The 25,740-nt window shown below is 47.7% G+C and carries 25 protein-coding genes and 1 other RNA gene; 10 read left to right on the top strand and 16 right to left on the bottom strand.

The window, feature by feature from the left end:
- Window positions 1–49: 49 nt before the first annotated feature.
- The 6 genes from gcvH to BM099_RS18415 form a co-directional block, all read right to left on the bottom strand.
- Window positions 50–442, bottom strand: a complete 393-nt coding sequence (gene gcvH / locus BM099_RS18440) for a glycine cleavage system protein GcvH (protein WP_090730437.1) — start codon at window positions 440–442, stop codon at window positions 50–52.
- Window positions 443–466: 24 nt separating this feature from the next.
- Entirely contained in the window at window positions 467–1,570 is a 1,104-nt protein-coding gene (gcvT, locus tag BM099_RS18435) for a glycine cleavage system aminomethyltransferase GcvT (protein WP_090730435.1), read from the bottom strand.
- Between the two features lie 184 nt (window positions 1,571–1,754).
- Window positions 1,755–3,032 carry an FAD-dependent oxidoreductase gene (locus BM099_RS18430; RefSeq protein WP_090730434.1) on the bottom strand — a complete coding sequence of 426 codons (1,278 nt, stop codon included), beginning with the start codon at window positions 3,030–3,032 and terminating at the stop codon, window positions 1,755–1,757.
- A gap of 9 nt (window positions 3,033–3,041) precedes the next feature.
- Window positions 3,042–4,292 carry a 2-octaprenyl-6-methoxyphenyl hydroxylase gene (ubiH, locus tag BM099_RS18425; RefSeq protein ID WP_090730432.1) on the bottom strand — a complete coding sequence of 417 codons (1,251 nt, stop codon included), beginning with the start codon at window positions 4,290–4,292 and terminating at the stop codon, window positions 3,042–3,044.
- A complete protein-coding gene (gene pepP, locus BM099_RS18420) occupies window positions 4,289–5,623 on the bottom strand; it encodes a Xaa-Pro aminopeptidase (protein WP_090730431.1) in 1,335 nt (444 codons plus the stop codon). The genes ubiH and pepP overlap by 4 nt, the downstream gene beginning before the upstream one ends.
- Before the next feature lie 14 nt (window positions 5,624–5,637).
- Entirely contained in the window at window positions 5,638–6,225 is a 588-nt protein-coding gene (locus BM099_RS18415; protein ID WP_090730429.1) for a UPF0149 family protein, read from the bottom strand.
- 154 nt (window positions 6,226–6,379) lie between these two features.
- Between BM099_RS18415 and BM099_RS18410 the strand changes: the two genes are divergently transcribed.
- The 4 genes from BM099_RS18410 to BM099_RS18395 all read left to right on the top strand — a co-directional run bounded on the left by BM099_RS18410 (window position 6,380) and on the right by BM099_RS18395 (window position 7,804).
- The gene (locus BM099_RS18410; protein ID WP_090730428.1) at window positions 6,380–6,589 is read left to right on the top strand and encodes a TIGR02449 family protein; all 210 of its coding nucleotides are present in this window, start codon (window positions 6,380–6,382) and stop codon (window positions 6,587–6,589) included.
- Complete coding sequence (locus BM099_RS18405) at window positions 6,586–6,900, top strand: cell division protein ZapA (RefSeq protein WP_090730426.1); 315 nt, start codon at window positions 6,586–6,588, stop codon at window positions 6,898–6,900. Before BM099_RS18410 ends, BM099_RS18405 begins: the two co-directional genes overlap by 4 nt.
- 107 nt (window positions 6,901–7,007) lie before the next feature.
- A non-coding RNA gene (ssrS, locus tag BM099_RS18400) (6S RNA) lies at window positions 7,008–7,185 on the top strand.
- Between the two features lie 40 nt (window positions 7,186–7,225).
- Window positions 7,226–7,804 (top strand): 5-formyltetrahydrofolate cyclo-ligase, encoded by a 579-nt coding sequence (locus tag BM099_RS18395; protein WP_090730423.1) that lies wholly within the window; start codon window positions 7,226–7,228, stop codon window positions 7,802–7,804.
- Between the two features lie 73 nt (window positions 7,805–7,877).
- Here BM099_RS18395 and BM099_RS20860 read toward each other — a convergent pair whose 3' ends face one another.
- Together BM099_RS20860 and BM099_RS18390 are read right to left on the bottom strand one after the other, a co-directional pair.
- Window positions 7,878–8,012 (bottom strand): hypothetical protein, encoded by a 135-nt coding sequence (locus tag BM099_RS20860; RefSeq protein WP_269750487.1) that lies wholly within the window; start codon window positions 8,010–8,012, stop codon window positions 7,878–7,880.
- Between the two features lie 216 nt (window positions 8,013–8,228).
- A complete protein-coding gene (locus BM099_RS18390) occupies window positions 8,229–9,140 on the bottom strand; it encodes an AEC family transporter (RefSeq protein WP_090730420.1) in 912 nt (303 codons plus the stop codon).
- A gap of 77 nt (window positions 9,141–9,217) precedes the next feature.
- On the opposite strand from BM099_RS18390, the gene BM099_RS18385 reads away from it, so the two are divergent.
- Complete coding sequence (locus BM099_RS18385) at window positions 9,218–9,730, top strand: glycine cleavage system transcriptional repressor (RefSeq protein ID WP_090730418.1); 513 nt, start codon at window positions 9,218–9,220, stop codon at window positions 9,728–9,730.
- 324 nt (window positions 9,731–10,054) lie between these two features.
- Here the strand turns inward: BM099_RS18385 and argH are convergent, their stop codons facing one another.
- Window positions 10,055–11,449: an argininosuccinate lyase gene (argH, locus tag BM099_RS18380; RefSeq protein ID WP_090730416.1), complete on the bottom strand. Its 1,395-nt coding sequence runs from the start codon at window positions 11,447–11,449 to the stop codon at window positions 10,055–10,057.
- Window positions 11,450–11,634: 185 nt separating this feature from the next.
- Between argH and hemC the strand changes: the two genes are divergently transcribed.
- Genes hemC through BM099_RS18360 form a run of 4 tightly spaced genes read left to right on the top strand, consistent with a single transcriptional unit; the run spans window position 11,635 to window position 15,989 of the window.
- The gene (gene hemC / locus BM099_RS18375; RefSeq protein WP_090730414.1) at window positions 11,635–12,579 is read left to right on the top strand and encodes a hydroxymethylbilane synthase; all 945 of its coding nucleotides are present in this window, start codon (window positions 11,635–11,637) and stop codon (window positions 12,577–12,579) included.
- Window positions 12,560–13,384 (top strand): uroporphyrinogen-III synthase, encoded by an 825-nt coding sequence (locus tag BM099_RS18370; protein WP_090730412.1) that lies wholly within the window; start codon window positions 12,560–12,562, stop codon window positions 13,382–13,384. The genes hemC and BM099_RS18370 overlap by 20 nt, the downstream gene beginning before the upstream one ends.
- Window positions 13,381–14,709, top strand: coding sequence for a uroporphyrinogen-III C-methyltransferase (locus BM099_RS18365; RefSeq protein ID WP_232349037.1), 1,329 nt, complete (start codon window positions 13,381–13,383; stop codon window positions 14,707–14,709). The genes BM099_RS18370 and BM099_RS18365 overlap by 4 nt, the downstream gene beginning before the upstream one ends.
- The gene (locus tag BM099_RS18360; RefSeq protein WP_090730410.1) at window positions 14,709–15,989 is read left to right on the top strand and encodes a heme biosynthesis HemY N-terminal domain-containing protein; all 1,281 of its coding nucleotides are present in this window, start codon (window positions 14,709–14,711) and stop codon (window positions 15,987–15,989) included. Before BM099_RS18365 ends, BM099_RS18360 begins: the two co-directional genes overlap by 1 nt.
- A 151-nt stretch (window positions 15,990–16,140) precedes the next feature.
- Here the strand turns inward: BM099_RS18360 and BM099_RS18355 are convergent, their stop codons facing one another.
- From BM099_RS18355 to trxA, 5 genes are all read right to left on the bottom strand, one after another.
- Window positions 16,141–16,593, bottom strand: coding sequence for a DUF302 domain-containing protein (locus BM099_RS18355; RefSeq protein WP_090730408.1), 453 nt, complete (start codon window positions 16,591–16,593; stop codon window positions 16,141–16,143).
- A 234-nt stretch (window positions 16,594–16,827) separates the two neighbouring features.
- Window positions 16,828–17,910 (bottom strand): 2Fe-2S iron-sulfur cluster-binding protein, encoded by a 1,083-nt coding sequence (locus BM099_RS18350; protein WP_090730406.1) that lies wholly within the window; start codon window positions 17,908–17,910, stop codon window positions 16,828–16,830.
- Window positions 17,891–19,387, bottom strand: coding sequence for a 4-hydroxy-3-polyprenylbenzoate decarboxylase (gene ubiD, locus BM099_RS18345; protein WP_090730404.1), 1,497 nt, complete (start codon window positions 19,385–19,387; stop codon window positions 17,891–17,893). The genes BM099_RS18350 and ubiD overlap by 20 nt, the downstream gene beginning before the upstream one ends.
- Before the next feature lie 111 nt (window positions 19,388–19,498).
- Window positions 19,499–20,758, bottom strand: a complete 1,260-nt coding sequence (gene rho / locus BM099_RS18340; protein ID WP_090730401.1) for a transcription termination factor Rho — start codon at window positions 20,756–20,758, stop codon at window positions 19,499–19,501.
- A gap of 200 nt (window positions 20,759–20,958) precedes the next feature.
- Window positions 20,959–21,285: a thioredoxin TrxA gene (trxA, locus tag BM099_RS18335; RefSeq protein WP_090730399.1), complete on the bottom strand. Its 327-nt coding sequence runs from the start codon at window positions 21,283–21,285 to the stop codon at window positions 20,959–20,961.
- A gap of 185 nt (window positions 21,286–21,470) precedes the next feature.
- Here trxA and ppx point away from each other — a divergent pair, with 185 nt between their 5' ends.
- On the top strand, window positions 21,471–22,991 hold the full coding sequence (ppx, locus tag BM099_RS18330) for an exopolyphosphatase (protein ID WP_090730397.1): 1,521 nt from the start codon (window positions 21,471–21,473) through the stop codon (window positions 22,989–22,991).
- A 91-nt stretch (window positions 22,992–23,082) separates the two neighbouring features.
- On the opposite strand, the gene BM099_RS18325 is transcribed toward ppx, so the two are convergent.
- Complete coding sequence (locus BM099_RS18325) at window positions 23,083–24,630, bottom strand: phosphoenolpyruvate carboxykinase (protein WP_090730395.1); 1,548 nt, start codon at window positions 24,628–24,630, stop codon at window positions 23,083–23,085.
- Window positions 24,631–24,806: 176 nt separating this feature from the next.
- Window positions 24,807–25,679 carry an Hsp33 family molecular chaperone HslO gene (gene hslO, locus BM099_RS18320; RefSeq protein WP_090730392.1) on the bottom strand — a complete coding sequence of 291 codons (873 nt, stop codon included), beginning with the start codon at window positions 25,677–25,679 and terminating at the stop codon, window positions 24,807–24,809.
- Window positions 25,680–25,740 lie beyond the last annotated feature (61 nt).

Genomic DNA, 25,740 nt, shown 5'->3' with positions numbered 1-25,740 from the left:
AGTGAATTATCAAGCAGTGTAGTTTACACGCATGCTGGCGATGAATCGATCAGGATTCATCCTCACATAACTCACCGTATGCTTCGGCATCCAGCAAATCATCCAGCTCACTGGCATCTGACAACTTGATGCGAAAAAACCAGCCATCGCCATATGGGTCACTGTTCACTAGCTCAGGGGAGTCTTCCAGCTGATTATTGACCTCAACTATTTCCCCAGAAACAGGCACATAAACATCAGATGCGGCTTTAACAGACTCAACAACACCTGCATCATCTCCTGTTGCAACGTCAGAACCCACCTCAGGTAGTTCTACGAAAACAACATCACCTAAAAGCTCTTGTGCATGATCCGTGATGCCGATAGTGACAGTTCCATCACCTTCATCACGAATCCATTCATGACTAGCTACATATTTAAGTTCATTACGAATATCACTCATGTTGCCGATTCCTAATGCTAGGGGTTAAGAAAAAACTTTTTTGCCATTGCGCACAAACGGCGGGCGTACGACTGCAACGGGTACCTGTTTCCCACGCAGATCAACCACTGCCTGATCGCCTGTTCCTGCTGGAACACGAGCCAGAGCGATGGAGACATTCAGTGTAGGCGAGAATGTACCACTGGTTATCTCTCCTTCACCAACACCTTCTACGATCACTTTCTGCTGACCGCGCAATACCCCGCGCGTATCCATCACCAGGCCTACCAGTTTCTGAGTGACACCCGCGGCCTTCTCTGCTTCCAGTGCTGCACGTCCACAGAATTTACGGCTTTCCGGCTCCCAGGCAATCGTCCAGCCCATGGCAGATACCAAAGGCGAAACGCTTTCATCCATATCCGCACCGTATAAATTCATACCTGCTTCGAGCCTCAAGGTATCCCGCGCACCCAAACCACACGGCGCAACGCCTGCTTCAGCCAGCGCCCGCCAGAAATCAGCCACTTCATCTTCAGGAACTATGATTTCTAAGCCATCTTCACCGGTATAGCCGGTTTTGGCGATAAACCAACCTTCGGACTCCTGCCCCTGGAAGACACTCAGACTATCGATCAGGCGACCGCGTGATTCATTAAGAACAGATTTTACTTTTACAATGGCTTCCGGCCCCTGAATGGCGACCATCGACAGCTCAGGCTGCTCTGTCAAAGCAACATCAAAACGCGCCGCCTGTTCAGCCATCCAGCGCAAGTCTTTTTCCCGGGTAGCGCAATTAACAACAACACGAAACCATTCGCCCGAAACACCCGGGTCTGTCATACGATAGACAATAAGGTCATCAATCACCTTACCGTCTTCATTAAGCATGCCGCTGTAAAGCGCTTTCCCTTTAACTTCAAGGCGCGCGACATCATTCGCCAGCAAATAACGCAGATACTCAGCGGCATCTGCACCGGTAACATCCACAATCGTCATATGCGACACATCAAACATACCAGCGGATGTGCGTACTTTATTATGCTCTTCGATCTGAGAACCATAATTTAAAGGCATATCCCAGCCACCAAAGTCGACGACTTTTGCACCCATGGCCAAATGCTGATCGTATAAAGCGGTTTTACTAGCCATCGTTATAAAAACTCTTATTGTTATCGCATCTCAGCTAATACACACAGTACTACCCAATAGCCGGATGCTGAAAAAAGGGGTTGTCAATTTATAGTGATTTTAAAGACAGATCAATCTCTGATCGCACTCAAATGCCAGCCCTACTACTTATGCCTTATAGATCACCTTGTGACATATGCCCTGCTTACAGAGGTTCACTGTGATCCAGCGGCCTTTTCGCCATCAATGGGACATCACCACTTAAGCCCATCGCCTGCATAACGATGTGCTGCTTCAACGGTGAAAGCTTATCTAACGTATTCATACCGATATTGCGGATCAACTTAAGCACCGGTTGTTGATGACCAAACAGCTGCTTGAAAGCCTCCATGCCGGCTGACATCTGCAGATTAGCACCTTGACGTTGGCGTTGAAAACGCTTCAGCACAGCTTCACTACTGATATCCTCGCCGCGCTCAACCGCGATCAGAACCTGCTCAGCTAAGGCAGCGGCATCCATCAACCCCAGATTAACGCCCTGCCCGGCCAGTGGATGTATGGTATGCGCCGCATCACCAATGACCGCCAGGCCTGGCTGCACATAATACTGAGCATGACGCTGGCGTAGCGGGAAAACATAGCGCTGATCAGCCCACAGAACATCACCCAAACGACTTTCAAACTCACGTGTTAAAGCGGCACAAAACGCGTCGTCATCTAACTCCATTAATGATGCCGCATGGTCCGGCGAAGTCGACCAGACAATCGAGCAGCAATGCGGATCATCCAGTGGTAAAAACGCCAAAGGACCATCTTCTGTAAATCGCTGCCATGCTGTCGACTCATGGCGTTGCTCGGTACGAACCGTGGTGACGATCGCATGGTGCCCATAATCCCATTCCCACATAGGAATAGCCGCCAGCTGGCGAATTTTTGACAGGGCACCATCGGCTGCAACCACCAGTTTGGCGCGCCATTGTGTTCCGTCTGCACAGCTGAGAAGACGGTAAGAAGTATCGCCGGTACTTTCAGGCTCCGACAATTGAGTGACAGCGGCTCCGCCTAGCAATGTCAGGTTATCCACATGACTCGCTGCCTGATATAAGGAGGCAACGCTGACACGGTTTTCAACAATATGCCCCAACGCCAGCTCATGCAGATCACGCGACGAAAAGTGAATATGGCCACTCCCTTCGCCATCCCAAACATCCATATCCGTATAAGGGCTAATCCTCAGTTGCTGCATGTAAGGCCAAGCGCCGACATGCGTGAGTAATTGCTGAGAAGCACAGGTTAGCGCACTGACTCGAGGGTCATAACCCTTCGGTTGTTGTGCAGCAACCTCATCAGCCGCCGTCGCCGGATTAACATCACGATTTTCCAGCAGCACTATTTTCAGCCCTGATTCAGACAACGCCAACGCCGCCGTTAAACCGACCATGCCTGCACCGACAATAACGATATCCGCTGTGTGTAATGTCATTCTTTTACCTTATTTCAGGCGTGGCGCTGGCACATCCAGCCCCATCGCTCCACGCGCAAACAGTGTTTTAGCAGGCGGACAGATATCCATTAGCTGCAAACCCAGATCACGTCCTAATGCCAGCATAGGATTACGATTAGAGAAAAGCTTCATCGTTTTATCACTTAAGCCGATGGTTCTCTGCTGATCGGCCACACGCGACTGATGATAAGCCTGCAACATTTCAGCATCACCAACAGACACTCCGCCACGCCGTGCATCGATAATGAACTGAGCCAGTTCAACCACACCGCGTAACGCAAGGTTATACCCCTGCCCGGCAATGGGATGCAGCGCATGTGCGGCATTACCCAGCACGGCCAACCCAGGACGCACCTGCTCATCCGCAAGTACCAATTTCAGCGGATAACTAAAGCGCTCACCGACATGAATAAACAGCCCGGCACGATAGCCGAAACGCTCCTGAACGCGAGCAATAAACGTGGCGTCATCCAGCGCCATAACGCTATCCAGCTCAGCATCAGGGACTGTCCAGACCAAACCACAGCGCGCCATATCCTGCTGATCCTGTAAAGGAAGTAACGCTAACGGCCCGGTATCGGTAAAGCGTTCATAAGCAATCTCCTGATGGGGACGATCAGGGCTGATATTAGCGACCACCGCATGCTGCTGATAAACCACTTGCTGATAACTAATACCCAGCTTTTCTCGCAGATCTGATCGGCCACCATCCGCCATTACGACCAAGTCAGCTGACACCTGTATGGTTTCACTTCCCAATCGAATAGATAACTGCATCCCTTTTTCTACAGGAGTAACACTGACAACCTCCGCCGGGCAGCAATACCGTATCTGATCAGCATCCGGGTGTGTTTGTATATGATGTAATAACGCCCGTCCCAGCCAATGGTTTTCTACCACATAGCCAAGTGCAGGCACATGCTCCTCTTCAGCATTCAGGCGTGTCGCCCCAAAATGACCTTTGTCGGACACATGGATACGTTGAATAGGAGAGACATGTGCGGCAATCGCCTGCCAGACATCAATCTGTTCGTAAAGTTTGCGAGAGCCATAAGACAACGCCGTCGCGCGAGCATCATAACTAGGCTGATAGTGACTCAGATCATCTGTCGGCATAGGCATCGATTCAACCACAGCAACCTGAAGATCAAGCTCTTTGGCAATCGGCAATAACGCAGCGGCCAGACTTGCTCCGACCATGCCTCCACCAATAATAACGATATCGTAGTGTGTCTTCATGGGTGTCTCGCCACAGCCATCAACGCCTCAATCTCTGCCACTGTCTTAGGTACTGACGCCGTCAACACCTCACACCCCTGTGCGGTAATCAAAACATCATCTTCAATACGAATACCGATACCCCGCCAGCATGCATCAACGCTTTCATTATCAGGTGCAATATAGATACCCGGTTCAACCGTCATCACCATGCCCGGCTGTAGCAACCGCCATTCACCCTCAATCTTGTAATCACCGACATCATGCACATCCATACCCAACCAATGACCCAGACGATGCATATAGAAGGCTTTGTAAGCGCCGCAATCGATTAAATCCTGCGGTTTTCCTTTAAGAATGCCCAGATCGACTAAACCTTCAGTGATAACACTCACCGAAATATCATGCGTCTGCTCCCAGGGAATACCGGGTTTTATCTCAGCCAAACAGGCTAACTGAGCCTTTAACACTAACTCATACAAGGCTCGCTGCGCATCTGAAAAATGTCCGTTGACCGGAAAAGTACGCGTAATATCCCCGGCGTAGTAGTCCATTTCACAACCGGCATCAATGAGCACTAAATCACCGTCACGAAGCACCTCGTTATTCGAAATATAATGCAGCACACAGGCATTTTTACCCCCCCCAACGATGCTGGAATAAGCCGGCAAACGACATCCATGCTGCATAAAGTGATACATGATTTCCGCTTCCAGCTGATACTCCATCAAGCCAGGACGGCACATCTGCATGGCACGCACATGCCCTTGCGCTGATATTTCACCCGCTGTGCGCATCACCTCAATCTCTTGCGCCGATTTAAACAAGCGCATTTCATGCAACAGCGGACTCAGCTCGATCAATCGCGACGGCACACTTAAACCCTGACGGCGCTTCTTACGCATCGATTTCAGCCAGCCCTCAACCCGGACTTCGGTCTGGTAATGAGTGCCCATGCAGAAATAAACCGATTCGACGCCGTCTAATAATTCTGGCAGACGCTCATCAGCCTCCTCAATAGAAAACGACTGATCAGCAAGATAGTCCACCAGCACACCCTCAGGCCCGGCACGATATCCATTCCAGATCTCCATCTGCGGATCTCGTGGCTGACAAAATAGCGTATAGGCAACGACTGACTTACCTTTGGATATAAGAATCAGTGCATCAGGCTCATCAAATCCGCTCAGGTAATAGAAATCACTGTCCTGCCTAAAGGGGGACTCAACATCACTATTGCGATGCTGCAATCCAGCTGACGGCACAACAACCATACTATTTACAGGTAACTGGGCAGCGAGACGTTCGCGCCGCTCAGCAAATTCACGCTGACTGATACATGGCTGTTTCATGTTAGTACTGTCCATTAGTGCATTTTGGGAGCATCAGCAGCGCTGACGGTTTCACTCGACTGATTGCATTCGGCAAACAACATCAATACCGCCATACGAACATACTCTTCCAGCTGCATGAAATCGGCTTCACTGTCTTCACCGTCGTCCACTTCATTCGCGACTTGCGAAATTTCTGATAAATCACGTAGTACATCTTTCGCCTCATCAGACAATGACCGGTCAGTTTGCTTGCCCTGATAACCAAATCCCGTCATAAAGCCCTGGCACCAGCGCCCTAATGATTCGACACGCTGTTCTAACGTTGCGTCGTCCTCTGGTAGCAACATCGCCAGCTCAAGACCAAAGCTTTCCAGTTGCCCTAGCGTTTGCTGATAAAGTCCGATAAGCCCGACCTTGCTGCCTTCCTGAGTTAAACTGTCAATTTCAAGCAATTCAGACACTGTGCTCAACCAGATATCGGGTGTCATCCTCGCACCGGATGCCAGCTGCCCCGCTAATAAACCATGTAACTCAGAGGGAGAAACAATAAAAACATTTTCTGTTACGAGCAGATTCGCAATCGCATCAAAACCTATCAACTCTTCATTCACTTCCAGCATTGTTTACTCTTCTCTTTTTAACGTTTTTACAGACACACAATTCAATATATTTGAATATCCTAGCATTGTAATCTATACAGAGCTATGCAGACCCGATTGACCCTCTAGTGCAGCCTGTTTATAGTCCACTCTAGACTTTATGTTGGATTCCCGAATGACAAACCAATACTTTATCGCACTTGAACAAAAAATTGACCAACTACTCGCCCGTTGCACACAGCTCGAGCTGGAAAACCAGCACCTACTGGCAACCGGACTACAGGCCCGGCAAGAAAAAGCGCGCCTTCTCCAGGTAAATGATCAAACACGTGTACAGGTTGAAAAAATGATTCAGCGCATGAAAACACTGGAGCAAAGCTCATGAGTAATGATCCAGGCCACAAAGTCGCCATTAGAATAATGGATAAAGAATATCTGGTCGGCTGCCCCGAAGGAGCCGAGAATGAACTTTTTACTTCAGCTGAGTATCTTGACAAAAAAATGCGCGAGATACGTGATGCCGGCAAAGTCTTAGGGCTGGAGCGCGTCGCCGTAATGACCGCATTGAACCTGTCTCACGAACTGCTTAAGAGCAAGGCCGAACATCAGGGAAAGTTTGACGAGCGCATTCAAAAACTCAACAAAAAAATTGATAGCTCGTTAGCAATCACTGAAAAAACAGGCCTTAACGAATAGAAATATTAGATTAAATTAATATATTTCAATTAGTTAACGAACGCTCTTAGCATGTTTTAAATAAAATACAAGAGCTGACTTTAGCGCCAAACGCGTTATAATGATCTGGCTCCCTGAGGTGTTCGTCAATTGGTTACGTCCCTCGAGCCGATAATTACCAGTATGGATTTTTCTAGCAAGTGTTGTGTGCATGTCCGTCTTCGGAAAGCCTTATACACTTCGGAGATCTCCTCCTTGAACCTTCGGGTTCAGGGCCACAACCAGTAACGGCATCTTGGGGAGTCTCATAATTAGGAGCCTTAAATAAGGAGTCTTAATCGCTTACATGGACGCTCGCAGTACACTTCGGCAATCTATGCGTCAAAAGCGACGCGCTTTATCCCTGCAGCAACAAGCGACTGCTGCTCACAAGCTTCTGACAGTCATTAAAAAGCTCCCTGGTATTCATAAATCCAAACATCTGGCGATTTATCTGCCTAATGATGGAGAGCTCGATCCGACGCCCATCGTGCAGTGGTGCTGGAAAATGAAAAAAAATGTCTACTTGCCGGTACTTCATCCGCTGTCACATAACCGACTATGGTTTGTCCGATACACCCGCCGAACCCCGATGACTCGTAATATTTACGGTATTCTGGAGCCTAAATCACCTTACCGCTTCATTCGACCGGCAAAAATGCTGGATGTTGTGCTATTGCCATTGGTCGCATTTGATGAGCAAGGAGGAAGACTCGGCATGGGAGGAGGCTATTATGACAGGACGTTTAGCTTTATCAGACAATACAATGCACAGCGGCCACGATTAATCGGGCTCGCGCATGATCTTCAAAAAGTAAAAGAACTACCGATAGAAAGCTGGGATGTGCCGCTTTCCTGTATTATCACTGATGCCAGGTGTTATTAACCTTCTCTATGCAAACTATGATGTCTATGCAAACTGTAATGCCCAAGCCTGAGACAGGGTTGAGCAAAACAGATCAACCCTGGCGACTAAAAACCTGCTCCACCATCGATGCGAACTGAAAATCAGTATGAGAAAACATACCCGTCAGAACTGAACCAACAACAAAAGCAGTAACAATAACCATGACTAAATCAGGACCTTTCTTCATATCTCACTGTATCTTCTGTTTATAATTGCGTTTAATTTCATAGGTTCGGCAAATACAACGCACACTATTCCTTAGATGCATAAATAACCAAATGCTTAATTAGTATTATAGCGACAAATACACATATGTTCCGGAAAAACTCAAAAAATACTCAATTATTTGCCTGAATTATCGGATTTTTACGGAATTTGGCAACTTTTTAACGTTATCATCATATTAAATGAGTATGCCGAGCATAAAAGGTAACGTGATCATTGATAGTAATACCTGCCCGGTGATGATGGCCGCCATCATCTCGGCATCTCCTCCCAACTGCCTTGCCAGAATATAAGCTGACGGAGCCGTTGGCACAGCCGAGAAGACCAACAACAGACCTGTCATCAATGGAGAAAGTTCCATCACGGTGCAGATAACATACATAATAAATGGAAATATCAGCAACTTGATCAACGAAGAAACCCATACAGCAGACTGAACTGCCCTTAAAGCGTGAACATTCAGGCCTGCCCCTACGGCTAATAATCCCAAAGGTAATGCCATGCTCCCCAACAGCCCGGCAACAGAGGAAACCATCTGAGGCACACCTAAGCCGCTAATATTTAAAGCGATGCCTAACAGACAACTGAGGATTAACGGATTTTTCAGCAAAGTGGATAACAGCGCCCGAACACCTTGTGAACGGGATAACTGAGTAGAAAAAACAATAACGCACAGCAGATTTATCAGCGGAATCATAATCGCGATAATAACCGCCGATATCGCAACAGCCTGCCCTCCAAAGAGTGCGGCAGCAGCGGCCAAAGCGACATACGTATTAAACCGGACTGAGCCCTGATAAAACGAGGTAAAGCCTGCAGCGGAAAATACCAGCCAATGGCGTAACAAAAAGCACGACAGCGTACCGATCAACAATAACATACCAACAGCAATGGCTATTTTAAAAACCGAAACCCCTGTCATATCGGATGAACCCAGTTTATTAACCAGCAACACCGGAAATAACACGAAGTAAGTTAGTTTTTCTGCTGGCTGCCAAAACCCATCTCCTGGAAACGCCATCTTACGACCAGCAAAACCCAGAAGAACGAGCGCAAACACAGGCCATAATGCACTGAGTACTGAGAGCATATTTGTCTACTACCCTTTACTTTCATTATTTTTAGTCGTAGCTTCTCGATAATACCTTATAAGAAGGAACTCACTATATGACATCGCTAATTTTAACCATCATCGGACCAGACAAACCCGGACTCGTAGAACACTTGTCTAACACCATTGCAGAACATGATGGTAACTGGCTGGAATCTGCTCTGTCGCGTTTGGGTGGCAAGTTTGCCGGGATCCTGGTTATCAGCGTACCGGAGGAAAAAGCATCCGATTTAACAGACGCTTTACAGGCACTGCAAAAGTCCGGACTCAAAATCATTGCCGAGACGGCCGATGAACAAGAGCGCCCGAGCACCCTGCAGGCCTTTACACTCGAACTGATTGGCCACGACAAACCAGGCATAGTGCGCGAAATATCTCAAGCCTTGGCCAAACGCCATATTAACGTCGAAAACCTGACGACAGAACTGGTTTCTGGCTCGATGTCAGCCGAATTACTCTTTAAAGCCGAAGCTCACTTGCTAGCGCCGGATAACATAGACCTTGATGACTTACAAAGCGCAATTGAAGCCATTGCCAGTGACCTGATGGTCGACATTACTCTAAATTAGAAGCCTGCAGTAAAAGCGCTAAATTCATCTTCCCGTATCATTGAAGGACAGGGAGCAGAACAACAGCCATTGGCATAAAGCCAGGCGACTAACACCGCCTACTGCCAGCGCCGCGACCCGTTCAAAAACCTATAAGCGCGATTGCAACATTGTCACGATCCATACAATAAAGCCTGAATCCGGAATTGTTAGCATAACAAAATGCTGGCAACGTGAATTCAGGCTTTACACAAGTAGCGAAGAGAAAAGCAACACCTGCTCCGCGACAACTATCCGCTTATGACTATCTGCTTATAACCACCCGGTTGTCGCTAAAGGAAGCGACTACCCTCTCTGCGTCAGTTTTTCCTGACCACGTTTAACAGCGGCTCTTACCTGATCAGGCGCAGTGCCACCAATATGGTTACGCGCTGCAACCGAGCCTTCCAGCGTTAGTACGTCAAAAATATCATCGCCAATGGTATCTGAGAATTTCTGCAGCTCTGCCAATGACATCTCACCCAGGTCTTTGCCGGTTTCAATACCATAGGCAACTGACTTGCCGACCACTTCATGGGCATCACGGAAAGGCATGCCTTTTCTAACCAAGTAATCAGCCAGGTCTGTTGCCGTAGAAAAACCACGTAACGCGGCTTCACGCATATACTCTTTGCGTGACTCTAATGCTGGTACCATATCGGCATAAGCACGCAGGCAACCTTTCACGGTATCGATGGTATCGAACAATGGCTCTTTGTCTTCCTGATTATCCTTGTTGTAAGCCAACGGCTGAGACTTCATCAAAGTAAGCAGGCTGAACAGGTGCCCATAAACTCGTCCGCTTTTACCTCGCACCAGCTCAGGCACATCCGGATTTTTCTTCTGCGGCATAATAGAGGAACCGGTGCAGAAACGGTCTGGCAGATTAATAAAATTAAACTGCGCTGAAGTCCACAGCACCAACTCCTCAGACATACGTGTCATATGCATTAATAAAATGCTCGACGCTGCACAAAATTCAATAGCAAAATCACGATCAGATACAGCATCCAACGAGTTTTCAGCCGGCGTATCAAAGCCCAGTAATTTACAGGTAATATCACGCTGAATCGGATAGGTGGTACCTGCCAGGGCGGCAGCACCCAGAGGCATAATATTGACGCGTTTTCGGGTATCGAGAAAACGATCATAATCACGACTAAGCATTTCGAACCACGCCATTAAATGATGGCCAAACGTTACCGGCTGCGCTGTTTGCAAATGGGTAAAACCTGGCATGATGGTATCGGCTTCCTGCTCCGCCAAGCCCAGCAATCCTTGCTGCAAACGAGTAATCTCAAGCAGAATCAGGTCAATTTCATCACGCAGATACAAACGAATATCAGTGGCCACCTGGTCATTACGAGAGCGTCCGGTATGTAATTTTTTACCGGTAATGCCGATTTTTTCAGTCAGCGCTGCTTCGATGTTCATATGAACATCTTCCAAAGCGATAGACCACTCAAAACGACCTGCTTCAATATCAGCCCGGATGTCTGCCAGGCCCTGAATAATCATGTCACGCTCTGCAACCGTCAATACACCGGCTTCGGTCAACATGGTGGCATGAGCAACCGAACCTTGAATGTCCTGTCGATACATACGTTGATCAAACTCAACTGACGCTGTGAAACGCGCGACAAACGCATCCGTTGGCTCATTGAAACGACCACCCCACTGCTGGTTGGTTTTGCTGCTCATATTCAGGACCTCACTATTGAAACTTTACAGACCGTTCTGGTCATAATTTGCGGGGGATTATAGCAGTTTTGACTCCCGATGCGTGTTCTGTTGATATATGCAAGACCCAGAATCTAAATGATCTGTTACAATCGCTGCATTCGCCTGAATAAGGCCCATTGTCGTTTTCACCTCAGGACAGGACTATGCATAAAAAAGTTGTGCGCATCGCGACCCGAAAAAGCCTCCTCGCACTTTGGCAAGCTGAATACGTAAAAGCTGAGTTAGAGAAACACCACCCGGGCATTCAGGTAGAACTGTTGGGCATGACAACACGTGGCGACAAAATTCTCGACACACCTCTGGCAAAAGTAGGTGGGAAAGGACTCTTTGTTAAAGAACTTGAAGTCGCCATGCTGGAAAACCGTGCCGATATCGCGGTCCACTCCATGAAAGACGTACCGATGGAGTTTCCTCAGGGGCTTGGGCTGGCGGTTATCTGCCCTCGCGAAAAGCCAACCGATGCGTTTGTTTCTAACAAATTCAACTCCCTTTCTGATCTTCCGCAAGGGGCCATCGTGGGAACCTCATCTCTACGACGCCAATCCCTACTGAAAGAACAACGCCCGGATCTTGAAATTCAGGACCTGCGCGGCAATGTACAAACGCGTCTTAGCAAACTGGATGATGGCCAATATGATGCCATTATTCTGGCAACTGCGGGCCTGATCCGCCTCGGGTTGCCAGAGCGTATCCGTAGCGAGTTACCCGACGACATCTGCCTACCCGCGGGCGGACAAGGCGCCGTAGGTATAGAGTGTCGTCTCGATGATGCGGAAACGATTGCCTTGCTTGCCCCATTGCACCACCAGGCAACGGCATGGTGCGTTCTGGCTGAGCGCGCGTTGAACAAACGCCTTGAAGGCGGCTGCCAGGTCCCCATAGCCTGTCACGCAATCCTTAACGAAGCCCAAGATGAAGTATATCTACGCGGCTTAGTCGCTCGACCTGATGGCACGACGGTGCTGCGCGATGAGATGCGCGGACATCCGGATCAAGCTGAGCAAATCGGCATAGCGGTAGCTGAACGTCTGTTAGCGGCCGGTGCGGATGAAATTCTGAGCGAAGTCTATGCAACCAACAAAGGCTGATCTACCGAACTTACAGGGCCAGTGCGTTCTCGTTACACGCCCCGCACATCAGGCCGCACAACAAATCAGCCTGCTGGGTGAATGCGGAGCGGTAGCCGTTCATCTGCCGGCACTTGAAATATGCCCGATAACGGAAGCAGATCCCGGCTATGCGCTGCTGAGAAATCAGATGATGAATCTGGATCAATACGCCATCATCGTCTGCATCAGCCCTAATGCCGCTCATCTCGCATTAGACTGGATCGATCAGTTTTGGCCACAAGTGCCTGACGGCATCCAGTGGTATGCCATTGGCCAGAAAACAGCCCACATACTTAATCAGCAAGATATCCCTGCATGCCACTCAACCAGTGGTTTTAATTCAGAAGCCATGCTGACGCTACCCGATCTGCATGATGTAAAAGGTAAAAAAATTCTTATTCTCAGAGGGTCCAGCGGACGTAACACGCTCGCTGAAACCTTATCGGAGCGCGGCGCAGACGTAGAATACGCCACTCTCTACGAACGAAAATGCCCCGAATATGATGATATCCTTATCAAAAGTACTATTTATAACTCTGCTTTATCATCTATCCTGATTACCAGTGGCGAGGCTCTTAGAAATTTTGTTACAGTTGCAGCAGGTGGCCAAAAACAGTTCAGCAGCGATTCACTACATCAGCTTAACCTTGTAGTGCCCAGTGAACGAATAGCTGATCAGGCCAGATACTTAGGATTTACGCGAATAAAGGTTGCGCAAGGACCGGATGATCTATCCATGGTAGCAGCGCTAAATTCAGCTCACGACTCGGAAACCAACGCATGAAACACACCGAGAAAAAAACACAAACAACCGTAGACGCAGTCATTGAGTCGAAAACCGCCCCGATGGAGCAAGAGACAGAAAAGCAAAAGAACGCTAAGACTGTTGATAGCAGTGCAGATACGATCGATCAATCAAATATCGAAAAAAACTCAAATATCGGCAAAAGTAATGCTGTCAACGAGCAACGCGAAACGCCCGAATTGACACCCGAGCCTGCAAAAGAAGAACCGGCTCCTCCTGCCCCGCCCGCCGAAGAAAAACAAGGCGCTACCTGGCCTGGAAAACTAGCACTGATAATCTCTATTATTGCGTTAGGCGGCACGGGCTACCAATATTGGTACTCAATACAGAACCAGCAAAACGACAGCGCTAGCATTGACAACCTGAAACAGGAGGTCAGTAAGGCCGTTGCCGATGTCAACTCTCAGCTAACCGATACAAAATCACTGGTCACTTCTCAGGTTTCTTCTGTTAATCAGAACCTGACGTTACTACAGTCCCAATCTTCAAAAGAACAGCAGGGGATTGAAGAGTTACAAACACGGCTGACAGAAAGCATTCAACAAGTGACAGCCAAACAGACTAACACACGCAAAGACTGGCTATTAGCAGAGGTCGAGTACCTACTCAGACTGGCCAACCAACGTATTCTGATGGAGAACACGTCTTCCGGTGCTTTGTCATTGCTGAAATCGGCTGACAAAATTCTTAAAGAAACTGAAGATGTTTCCATCTATGCGGTGCGTAAAACCCTCGCATCAGATATTGCCGCCCTTGAGTCTGTACCGACTTATGATCTTGAAGGTTCCTATCTCAAACTGGCGGCATTGACTGAACAGATCAGCAACTTACGTTTAGTCCCACTGACAGACAAAAACAAGCTACCCTCTCTGATCGAAGAAATAACGCCAGAAACCATGAGCGAAACCTGGAGCAGCGGGTTAAAAGAATCCTGGGCTAAAGCGGTTGATAAAGTCGAAAAACTGGTGGTTGTGCAGCACCGTGACGAACCCATTGAACCACTACTATCACCAGAGCAGAACTACTATTTACAGCAGAATTTGCATCTGATGCTGGAGCAGGCTCAATTGGCATTACTACAGAAAAATCAGATCGCATTTGACCGCAGTCTTGCTAAAGCTGAAGATTGGACAAGCACTTACTTTGAAGAAAAAGACGCCACAACCCAAGCTTTACTGCGCGGCATCACTGAACTGAAAGCGCTGAAAATATCACCTGAGATGCCAAATATCAGTGGCTCACTGAATGCACTGAAAACCTATTTGAAACAAGTTACCAAACTTAAGGAAGAAGGAGCAGCCTGATGAAAAGATTATTTCTGCTGCTTCTGGTTATACTGGCGTCGGGAGCCTGGATCGGCGAAAAAATGGTCAAAGATCCCGGTTATGTATTAATCTCCTATGATGAAAGCACCATGGAAACCAGCTTATGGGTTCTGCTGGTGATTCTCTCTATCGGGTTTATAGCATTACATATAGCCGTTAATATTTTCTTTAAAGCTCGCCTGCCAACCGAGAAGTTCCGCGAATGGCGTGAGCGCCGTGGAGCCCGCCAAGCGCATGGGAAAACCCTGAAAGGCCTACTGGCACTCTCCGAAGGCAAATGGTGGCAAGCTCAACGCCTGCTCACCCAAGCAGCGGATAGCTCAGATCAACCTTTGATCAACTATCTTGCGGCCGCTCGTGCGGCACATGAACAACGTGAAGATGCGGCCGCCGACGAACTGCTGCAAAAGGCGCGTAACAGCGTCCCTCAGGCAGAAGTCGCTATCAGTATTACACAGGTACAGATCCAGCTTGAACGCGGACAACTGGAGCCCTGCCTGACTGCGCTGCTCCGCCTGCGCCGGCTCGCACCAAAACACACGTATGTGATGCGCTTACTTAAAGACGTCTACGTAAAATTGCAAGACTGGCACGGTCTCACCAATCTAATCCCAGAACTTCGCAAACATAAAGTACTGAAAGAAGAGGAGATTGCGGCACTGGAACAAACCTGTTACTCCGAACTGCTCGGCAGCACACTCGCCAAGCTACCGGCAGAAGCGGATAACGATACCCGTCTGCAAGCGCTCACTAAAGAATGGAAAAGCCTGCCTTCATCTCTGGCCCATGATAAAGCGATGATTCAGCGCTATATTGAACAGCTGATTACTGCCGGATCAGAAGAGAAAGCCGAAAGCTTCCTACGCGATCAGATTAAGCGCGAATGGGATGAAGATCTGGTTAATCTGTATGGTCGCGTTAAGGGTGAAGATGCGCATAAACAGCTGGAAGTTGCTAAAGGCTGGCTGAAAAAGAACCCCGATAGCGCGGCACTCAAGCTCACACTGGGCCGATTAGCCATGCGCAATGAGCAATGGGGCAAAGCAGTCGACTATATGGAAGAAAGTTTAGCCCTTGAGAAACGTCCGGAAACATACAACGAGCTAACGCGCTTGCTGCAACATTTAGGTGACAACAAGCGCTCACTCAGCGTTATGCAGGACGGACTAGCATTGATGGGGAATGACTTAACGCCTCTGCCAATGCTAGCTCCTGAAGAGCCGAACAAAGAAAAAGAGAAAGAAAGCAGCAACAGCTAAGCTAACTGCCCTCTTTCCTTCTACCTAAACGCTCTTTAGACACCTCTTAGACCCAAAAAAACCGGAACACTGTTCCGGTTTTTTTGCCTGCAAAACAGACTTCCCTTCTTATCTTGCAGGCGGGCGGTCGTTAAGTCCGACGGCATGCTGCCTAGGGCTGTGTTGCAGCGGCCGCAAAGTTGCTCAGCGCATTCTCTGCTTTCATAAGCACAGTTGAGCATTCTTCTAATTGATGGCGCTCAGCCAGGTATGCAGGGCTGTTATAGCTAAACCAGACTTGCCCTTGTGCATCTTCATGAATCAAGGCTTTTTGTGGAAGGTCAATCGCGGCATATTGATCACATAACATCAGTGGCGTACCCACCTTAGGATTACCAAAAATAACTAACTCGGTTGGGCGTAGCTGCATCTCAGCTTTTTCAGCCCCCGCAGCATGGTCAATACGCGCGAAAATTGTCATACCCTTTTTTGCCAACACCGCTTCAAGACGGTCGGCTGTTTCTTTTACATCATGGGCGCTCTTCACACTGACAAGGCCATTATCAGCAAATACCGGTGCAGAAAGCGCAAGAATTGAGAGAATAGCTATTAAGAAAATACGCATATTAAGTCCTTTTTTATTTTTTCGAGGGAACGGAAATCATCTGGCGGCTTTTACTGAAAAAAGCCTTCTGATAATAAATAAGATCAATAAGTCAGAAGCATAACCTTTGACAGACACTTAGATGCAAAAGTTCATCGTAGCGAAGACCTTCTACAAACACTTTTACAATACTATAGATACATAAAAGCCGGTCAGATGACCGGCTTTTGGGAAGCACAAAACATAAATCAGTAGCTACTTTACCGGACGAGGCGCATAAGAAAATACATCGGAATGCATCTGTGCCTCTTTCAGCCCCTTAGCTTCAAGCGCATCCAAAAGGGCATACACCATCGCAGGCGATCCACTGGTATAAACACTCACATTTTCCAACGAATCAAAATCCTGTCCAATCGCATCTGGCAATAAATCTACCCGACCTGTCCAACCACAGCTGTCGCCCGGCTCACTGACAACCGGATGATAAGTAACATTATCGTTTTCTGCCGCCCACTGCTTAGGCAACTCCGGCAGATATAGATCAGCAGCGACGCGCGCCCCCCAATAAAGGTGTATCGGATTTTTCACACCACTGGCGAGCAGATGCTCCATGATGCTTTTGACCTGAGAGAAACCCGTACTCGCGGCGGCCAATATAATGGGCTGATCAGCCTGCAGCTTCTCGGCTTGCAGATAACAGTCTCCCTTTGGCAGCTCAACCTCAACACTTTTGCTGGTTTGCAAGAAGGCTAAAATAGCGCTGGATAGTTTACTTCCAGGCGCATGCCTGACATGCAACTCAAGGTTGCGCGCCGCTTCAGGTGCACTGCCAATCGAAAACGAGGCTTGCTCGCCATCCGGCATAACAATGTCAAGATACTGACCCGCAAAATAGGTCACCGACTGAGACGCTGTCGCCGGTAGTACCAACGATACACGATAGACATCCTTGCTGATCTTCTCTACCTTCGCAATATCACACTTCAGACGTTTCAAATCTTGTTCTCCAGGACCCTTTAGCCCTTTAATATTAACCCTACAATCCTTCATGACTACTGACGTACATGCCAGGCCAAGCACTGGGGTTTGTGTATTATTTTCTGACGAGTCAGGCCCGGCCAACAAATGTTTTTCCGGATATCGCTGCCACACTTCACCCGATAGCAGCTGGTATTCACATATTTGGCAAACACCGTTCTGACAACTTCTAGGCATACGATAACCATAACGCTCGATAACCTGAAGTAGCGTTTCGTCGGGGTTACATTCTAATAGCTGTAGCCGATCATTCAAACATATCTGATAACACTTGCTGATATTAACCGGACGTACTGTCATTACTGAAAATCCCCAACTCATCCCAGAGCTGATCAACACGCTGTTTGACATCATCAGACATCTGGATAGGCTCGCCCCATTCCCGGGTAGTTTCACCGGGCCATTTATTCGTCGCATCCATACCCATTTTAGAACCCAAGCCTGAGACCGGAGAGGCAAAGTCCAGATAATCTATCGGCGTATTGTCGATCAACAGAGTATCGCGGGATGGATCCATGCGGGTGGTGATCGCCCAGATCACGTCATTCCAGTCTCTCGCGTTAACATCATCATCGCAAACAATAACAAACTTTGTATACATAAACTGACGCAAAAACGACCAGACGCCCAACATTACCCGCTTTGCATGCCCGGGATACTGTTTTTTCATCGTCACCACCGCCATGCGGTAAGAACACCCTTCCGGTGGCAGGTAAAAATCAACTATTTCAGGAAACTGCTTCTGCAAAATAGGCACAAACACTTCGTTAAGTGCGACACCTAAGATGGCAGGCTCATCTGGTGGACGGCCGGTGTAAGTACTGTGGTAAATAGGCGTATCCCGATGGGTGATACGCTCCACCGTGAAGACCGGAAAACTATCTACTTCATTGTAATAGCCGGTATGGTCGCCAAAAGGCCCTTCCTGAGCCATCTCATCCGGCGCGATATAACCTTCAAGAATAAATTCGGCACTGGCAGGCACTTGAAGATCACTACCAATACAGGAGGTCACCTCTGTTTTACCACCACGCAACAGGCCCGCAAAAGCATATTCAGATAGGGTATCAGGGACCGGCGTAACCGCACCTAAAATTGTCGCAGGATCAGCACCTAGCGCAACAGCCACAGGGAAATTTTTACCCGGATGCTTCTCCTGCCATTCACGAAAATCAAGTGCGCCGCCACGATGCGCCAACCAACGCATGATAAGCTTATTTTTTCCTATCACCTGTTGGCGATAAATGCCCAGATTCTGCCGCTCTTTATTCGGGCCACGGGTAATAACTAATGGCCAGGTAATCAATGGCCCCGCATCACCGGGCCAGCATGTTTGAATAGGCAAGGTGCTTAAGTCAACCTTATCACCTTCGATGACATGGGTCTGACAAGCTGCTTTTTTAACAACTTTAGGCCCCATATTCAGAACTTGTTTGAAAATCGGCAGCTTATCCCAGGCATCCTTCATCCCTTTAGGTGGCTCGGGTTCTTTGAGCATAGCAAGCACCTTACCCACTTCACGCAGTGCAGTAACGCTCTCCTCGCCCATACCCAACGCCACTCGCTCGGGCGTACCAAACAAATTAGCTAATACCGGGTAGTGGTAACCTTTGGGGTTCTCAAACAACAGCGCCGGACCACCTGCTCTTAATGTACGGTCGCAAATTTCGGTCATTTCAAGATTCGGATCTATCTCTTGCCTGATTCGCTTAAGTTCGCCTCTGGATTCCAGAACAGCAATAAAATCTCGCAGGTCTTTATATTTAAGATTCGACATCAGTTAGCGCTCTTGTTATACAAGCAGTGACAAGGTTATTTACAGCATAACCTACAACGCTGCTCATAAAAAAGGGCAAGCACAAGCTCACCCTTTTCTTTATATATCAATCTACTTTCGACGCATCGACTGGAAGAACTCATCATTTGTCTTGAAGTCTTTCAGCTTATCGATAACAAACTCAGTTGCCGCAGAGTCATCCATAGAATCCAGCAACTTACGAAGAATCCACATACGTTGCAATTCATCTTCAGTCGTTAGCAAGTCTTCGCGACGTGTACCTGAACGACGGATGTTAATAGCAGGATAGATACGCTTCTCTGCTGTTTTCCGGTCAAGGTGCACTTCAGAGTTACCGGTACCTTTAAACTCTTCAAAGATAACTTCATCCATCTTCGAACCGGTATCGACCAGCGCCGTTGCTATAATCGTTAAACTACCACCCTCTTCGATGTTACGCGCAGCACCAAAGAAGCGCTTAGGACGTTCCAGTGCATGTGCATCCACACCACCGGTTAACACTTTACCGGAAGAAGGAATCACCGTATTGTAAGCGCGCGCTAAACGCGTAATCGAATCAAGCAGAATGACCACATCCTTCTTGTGCTCAGTCAGACGCTTCGCTTTCTCGATCACCATCTCAGCTACCTGTACGTGGCGTGCTGGCGGCTCATCAAAGGTAGAAGCAACGACTTCGCCGCGCACAGTACGCTGCATTTCAGTTACTTCCTCAGGACGCTCATCGATCAAGAGTACGATCAAATGACATTCGGGGTTGTTACGAGTGATGCTGTTAGCAATATTCTGCAGCATCAAAGTTTTACCCGCTTTTGGCGGAGAAACAACCAGGGCACGCTGGCCCTTACCCATCGGGCTAACCAGGTCGAGTATACGTGCAGTAATATCTTCTGTACTGCCGTTGCCCAGCTCCATGCGCAAACGCTTTTGCGCAAATAAAGGCGTAAGGTTTTCAAATAGAATTTTGTTTTTCGCATTTTCCGGACGGTCGAAGTTAATTTCATTAACTTTGAGCAGCGCAAAATAGCGCTCACTGTCTTTTGGTGGGCGAATTTTACCGGAAATCGTATCACCGGTACGTAGATTAAAACGTCTGATCTGACTCGGCGAAACATAAATATCGTCGGGTCCGGCCAGATATGAGCAGTCGGCAGAGCGCAAGAAACCGAAGCCGTCCTGGAGAATTTCCAGCACGCCATCACCGTGAATATCTTCACCGCTTTTAGAGTGTTTTTTCAGGATGGCAAAGATTACATCTTGTTTACGAGAGCGGGCTAGGTTGTCGAGGCCCATTTCCTTTGCGATATCAAGAAGGTCAGGAACGCTTTTAGTTTTTAATTCGGTAAGATTCATATATTTTGAGGTGAGTAACTGAGTAGGAAGAAAATTAAAAAAAGGGGATAGATACGAAAGAGTAAATGCAAAAACTGAAACGCTCAAAGATTGATCAGGAGCGCCAGACAGGACAAATATAGAAGGTTGTATCGCGGGTGTCTAGTAAAACGGAGAAGATAATGATTAAAACCGCTATTTCTTCTCCGTTTTTCTCAAACTTACAGGTTTGCGTCGATAAAAGCAGATAACTGGGATTTAGACAGCGCCCCTACTTTAGTCGCTTCAACGTTACCGCCTTTAAAAAGCATCAATGTGGGAATACCACGGATACCAAATTTAGGTGGAGTTTCGCTGTTCTCATCAATATTCAATTTACAAATTTTGAGACGACCGTCGTACTCCTTAGCGATCTCTTCCAACACAGGCGCGATCATTTTACATGGACCACACCATTCTGCCCAATAGTCGACCAAAACCGGACTGTCTGCTTTCAGGACATCTTCTTCAAATGATGCATCACTAACATTAACGATATTTTCGCTCATTTAACCTCTCCAAACGCACCAGAAACGCTGAGTGCTTGCAAAACAAAGCCTGATGATACCACCAGAAAGAATTAAATGTGAACTCTCTTCATCCATTCATTGTCGCAATTCACTGTATAAACCGCCCTCTTCTGCTACTCTTGTGATTTTTCACGCTGCTATTGATAATAGAGAAGATCGCTTAAATGTCGAACACAGAGCACCCTGCAGATCAGGTATCTGACGATTCACTACTCGCCGCCATTGACCTGGGCTCCAATAGTTTTCACGTTGTTGTCGCTCGCCTCTCTCAAGGAGAGTTATCGACTGTCGATATCATGTCAGAAAAAGTCCAGCTGGCAGCAGATATAGACTCCCATAAGCGACTTTCTTTCGAAGCCATGGAGCGCGGCTTGGCCTGCTTAAGTCGTTTCTCCCAGCTGCTGAGTGATCTGCCACGTGATGCTGTAAAAGTTGTAGCCACCAGCGCTTTGCGTGAATCCTCAAATAGCTACATTTTTACCCAGCAAGCCGAAAAGATACTCGGCGTACCCATCGAAATAATTGCGGGCCGTGAAGAAGCGCGTCTGATTTATTTAGGCGTATCCCACACTCTGGCGAATACGACTGGCTCACGGCTGGTAATCGATATTGGCGGTGGCAGTACAGAGTGTATTATTGGCGAGCATTTTGAACCCCTCGAGATGGAAAGCCTGCACATGGGCTGCGTCAGTTATACACACCGTTTTTTCAGCGATGGCTGCATCACTGAAAAGAACTTCAAACATGCAGAGCACGCGGCTATGCGTGAGCTACTGTCTATCCGCGAGCGTTTTAAAAAACTGGGATGGACCAGCAGTGTAGGCTCCTCAGGCACTATAAAGGCAATCAAAAATGCCTGTATCGCCAGCGGTTTTAGCGAGGAGAGCATCACCCGCCCGGCGCTGGAACAACTGAAACAGAAAATTCTGTCATTCGAGAAACTTTCAGAACTTGAGATTGACGGCGTAAAAGCAGAAAGAACCGCCATTTTACCGGCAGGTTTAGCCATTCTTATCGCGCTTTTCCATTCACTTGAAATAGAAGAGATGACTTTTTCTGATGGCGCTCTTCGTGAAGGGTTGCTCTATGACATGGCGGGGCGCTTACGCCATGAAGATATCAGAGAGCGCTCCATATCGGCACTTATGAAGCGCTATCACGTTGACGAATCCCACGCGCAGCGCATTGAACACACCGCCCTTAATGCTCTGTCACAAGTAAAAAGCAGCTGGGAGCTGAATGCTCACTCTTATCAGGAGATGCTTAGCTGGGCCGCTCGTACACATGAAATCGGTTTAACCATCGCGCACAATCAGTTTCATAAGCATAGCGCCTATCTGTTACGCCACTCCGACCTTGCCGGCTTCACTAACCCCGAACAGCAACTGCTCTCATTTTTAGTACGCGGAAGCCGACGCAAGTTTCCTAAAGATGACTTTAAACAACTGCCAGATAACCGCAAACAAGCTTATAAACGCTTATGCATACTACTCAGACTATCTGCTATTCTGCACCGTAGCCGCAGCGGCGTAAGCATTCCGCTCGTCACATTAAAAGCAGATGGTAAAAAACTTTCTCTCTCTTTTGCTGACGGCGCTTTAGCTAACCATCCATTGACGCAATCAGATCTTGAGCAGGAAATCGACTATCTGAAGAACGCCGATATCAAGCTCAGCATTCGCTGAAGGCAGACCCGCCTTTCGTATTCACATCACGCAAAAACCAAAAAGCCTCTGCTTACACAGTAAGCAGAGGCTTTTTTGTATCAGTTATCCGTTACGCTGTCGGACCTGCCGCAATAATATCAGCAGAAACACCTTCAAACTTAGTGAAGTTGTTAACAAACTGACCAATCAAATCACGTGCCGCTGCATCATAAGCTGATTTATCTGCCCAGGTATCACGAGGATTCAACAATCCTGAATCAACACCCGGCACTGACGTAGGAACAGTCAGGTTGATCCCCGGCAGTTGCTGAGTCTCGATACCTTTCAAAGATCCGTTCTGGATTGCAGCAATAACACCACGTGTCGTAGGAATGCTGAAACGCTGACCGGTACCGTAAGAACCGCCTGTCCAACCAGTATTAACCAGATAAACCTGCGAGCCGAACTCTTCAACACGCTTCATCAACAATTCAGCATATTCACGCGCAGGACGCGGGAAGAAAGGTGCACCAAAACAGGTAGAGAAAGTTGATTTAATACCCCCACCAGAACCCATTTCAGTAGATCCTACTAATGCTGTATATCCAGACAAGAAGTGATAAGCCGCGGCTTCTTTTGTCAAAATAGACACGGGAGGCAATACACCCGTCAGGTCACATGTCAGGAAGACAACTGCTTTAGGCTCGCCACCCATATTAGTCGCAGAGCGTTTTTCAACATGCTCTAACGGGTAAGCACAACGACCATTTTCAGTCAGCGTCGTATCATCGTAATCAGCTTTGCGGTTCGCATCCAGGGTTACGTTTTCAACGATCGCACCAAAACGGATAGCATCCCAGATGATCGGTTCGTTTTTCTGACTTAGGTTAATTGTTTTCGCATAGCAACCACCTTCCAGGTTGAATACAACACCCTTGCCCCAGCCGTGCTCATCATCACCAATCAGGTAACATGTCGGATCTGCAGACAAGGTAGTTTTACCCGTACCGGATAGACCGAAAAACAACGTTGTATTGCCATCTTCGCCAATGTTCGCTGAACAATGCATCGGCAGAACATCTTTTTCAGGAAGCAGGAAGTTCTGTACAGAGAACATTGCTTTCTTCATTTCACCCGCATAGCGCATACCCGCCAGCAAAACTTTACGCTTAGCAAAGTTAAGAATGACACAGCCTTCGCTGTTGGTGCCATCACGCTCAGGTACACATTCAAAGTTAGCAGCATTGATGATCTGCCATTCTTCTTTGGATTTAGGATTGTATTCGTTTGGACGAATAAACAGGTTCTGACCAAAAAGGTTCTGCCACGCTGTTTCTGTCGACATTTTCACAGCCAGGTACTGGCTTGGATCAGACCCTACATGAACATGTGAAACGAAATGTTCTTTGTCGGCCATATATTCTTCAACGCGATTCCATAAAGCGTCAAATTTTTCAGCATCGAATGGACGATTGATATTACCCCAGTCAATCGCGTCTGCGGTGCTTGGCTCTTCTACGATAAAGCGATCCATTGGAGAACGCCCTGTGCGCTTACCGGTAGTGACAACCAGAGCGCCGGTATCTGCCAACGTACCTTCGCCACGGCTGATTGCCTGTTCCACGAGCTCAGCACGGGTCAGATTAAAGTGTACGGTATTCTGAGTTTCTTTGGTCATTACTGGATTCCCTTGGCTCAGCGCCAAAAAACGTTACCTAAAAAGCAAAAAACCCCTTTATTCTGCGTGTAATCGACAGTGAGTAATTATTTGGGGATGCGTATTATTACAAAAAGCAGTGATTTATGCCATGCGCAAAACATCAGTTACGCCGTTCGACATCCATCCCTGCCTTTTCAATGAATCTGATCTGATTTAGGCACATGCGCCGAATCTGAAAACATGGCACGTATATCTGTCTCGTCAAACGTATAATGCGCATGACAAAACTGACAACCTACATCAATAAGACCTTGTTTTTCAATGATTTCAAGAAGCTCATCCTGAGTCATAAACAGCAAGGTATTGGCACTGCGCTCTCGCGAGCAATCACATTTGAACTCAACAGAATCGGGTTCATAAAGGCGACACTGCTCTTGATGAAATAGACGAAAGAGTAATGTCTCATTATCTAATGTCAGCAACTCCTCCGCTTTCAGCGTTGCTCCGATCTGCTCGATGTGGCCCCAATCATTTTCTGCCGTACCGGCTGCAGGCATGACCTGCAACAAAAATCCCGCCGCCCGGTTTTCATCCGCCACCAGATGAATTTGAGTTGGCAACTGCTCAGACCGGATGAAATAATCGGTTAAACAATCACCCAGGGTTGTTTTCTCCAAAGGCACAATCCCTTGATAACGCTGCCCGGCTTCCGGCTCGATCGTAATCACCAGATGGCCATCGCCAATCAGATCAATAATGCTGGCATTATCATCGATCTCGCCTTCATATCGTGCGATGCCTCTGCACTGACGTTTGTTATTCACTTCCGCCATCAAGGCACTGACATTTCCGCTGCCCTGTGCTTGTAACAACAGACGCCCTTCAAACTTCAGCGTCGTACTCAGCAGAGCAACCGCCGCCAGCATTTCACCCAACGCATTGCGAATGGCAGGTGGGTACTCATGCAGCGCCAAAATATCCTGATAGGTTTTATCCAACCCAACCAACACACCTCGAATATCGAGATCATCGAATAAAATACGCTGAATTTGATCAGGGTTACTCATATCGCCAGCTTCTCACTTATAAACAGAAATTATTACCCGCTATTTTATCACAAACCTTTTA

Origin of the sequence: Neptunomonas qingdaonensis, assembly GCF_900113275.1 — a bacterium.
Lineage (GTDB): Bacteria > Pseudomonadota > Gammaproteobacteria > Pseudomonadales > Balneatricaceae > Neptunomonas > Neptunomonas qingdaonensis.
The sequence above is the reverse complement of the archived record's forward strand: the minus strand, read 5'-3'. Positions and strand labels throughout refer to the sequence as shown.

Coding starts and splice junctions, on each gene's coding strand:
- trxA (WP_090730399.1), bottom strand. CDS start 21,285: ATGAGCGAAAATATCGTTAATGTTAGTGATGCATCATTTGAAGAAGAT.
- BM099_RS18360 (WP_090730410.1), top strand. CDS start 14,709: ATGAAAAGATTATTTCTGCTGCTTCTGGTTATACTGGCGTCGGGAGCC.
- gcvH (WP_090730437.1), bottom strand. CDS start 442: ATGAGTGATATTCGTAATGAACTTAAATATGTAGCTAGTCATGAATGG.
- ubiD (WP_090730404.1), bottom strand. CDS start 19,387: ATGTCGAATCTTAAATATAAAGACCTGCGAGATTTTATTGCTGTTCTG.
- ubiH (WP_090730432.1), bottom strand. CDS start 4,292: ATGAAGACACACTACGATATCGTTATTATTGGTGGAGGCATGGTCGGA.
- gcvT (WP_090730435.1), bottom strand. CDS start 1,570: ATGGCTAGTAAAACCGCTTTATACGATCAGCATTTGGCCATGGGTGCA.
- hemC (WP_090730414.1), top strand. CDS start 11,635: ATGCATAAAAAAGTTGTGCGCATCGCGACCCGAAAAAGCCTCCTCGCA.
- BM099_RS18385 (WP_090730418.1), top strand. CDS start 9,218: ATGACATCGCTAATTTTAACCATCATCGGACCAGACAAACCCGGACTC.
- BM099_RS18365 (WP_232349037.1), top strand. CDS start 13,381: ATGAAACACACCGAGAAAAAAACACAAACAACCGTAGACGCAGTCATT.
- BM099_RS20860 (WP_269750487.1), bottom strand. CDS start 8,012: ATGAAGAAAGGTCCTGATTTAGTCATGGTTATTGTTACTGCTTTTGTT.
- BM099_RS18325 (WP_090730395.1), bottom strand. CDS start 24,630: ATGACCAAAGAAACTCAGAATACCGTACACTTTAATCTGACCCGTGCT.
- BM099_RS18355 (WP_090730408.1), bottom strand. CDS start 16,593: ATGCGTATTTTCTTAATAGCTATTCTCTCAATTCTTGCGCTTTCTGCA.
- BM099_RS18430 (WP_090730434.1), bottom strand. CDS start 3,032: ATGACATTACACACAGCGGATATCGTTATTGTCGGTGCAGGCATGGTC.
- BM099_RS18410 (WP_090730428.1), top strand. CDS start 6,380: ATGACAAACCAATACTTTATCGCACTTGAACAAAAAATTGACCAACTA.
- ppx (WP_090730397.1), top strand. CDS start 21,471: ATGTCGAACACAGAGCACCCTGCAGATCAGGTATCTGACGATTCACTA.
- BM099_RS18405 (WP_090730426.1), top strand. CDS start 6,586: ATGAGTAATGATCCAGGCCACAAAGTCGCCATTAGAATAATGGATAAA.
- BM099_RS18395 (WP_090730423.1), top strand. CDS start 7,226: ATGGACGCTCGCAGTACACTTCGGCAATCTATGCGTCAAAAGCGACGC.
- BM099_RS18390 (WP_090730420.1), bottom strand. CDS start 9,140: ATGCTCTCAGTACTCAGTGCATTATGGCCTGTGTTTGCGCTCGTTCTT.
- hslO (WP_090730392.1), bottom strand. CDS start 25,679: ATGAGTAACCCTGATCAAATTCAGCGTATTTTATTCGATGATCTCGAT.
- BM099_RS18370 (WP_090730412.1), top strand. CDS start 12,560: ATGCAACCAACAAAGGCTGATCTACCGAACTTACAGGGCCAGTGCGTT.
- BM099_RS18415 (WP_090730429.1), bottom strand. CDS start 6,225: ATGCTGGAAGTGAATGAAGAGTTGATAGGTTTTGATGCGATTGCGAAT.
- argH (WP_090730416.1), bottom strand. CDS start 11,449: ATGAGCAGCAAAACCAACCAGCAGTGGGGTGGTCGTTTCAATGAGCCA.
- rho (WP_090730401.1), bottom strand. CDS start 20,758: ATGAATCTTACCGAATTAAAAACTAAAAGCGTTCCTGACCTTCTTGAT.
- pepP (WP_090730431.1), bottom strand. CDS start 5,623: ATGAAACAGCCATGTATCAGTCAGCGTGAATTTGCTGAGCGGCGCGAA.
- BM099_RS18350 (WP_090730406.1), bottom strand. CDS start 17,910: ATGACAGTACGTCCGGTTAATATCAGCAAGTGTTATCAGATATGTTTG.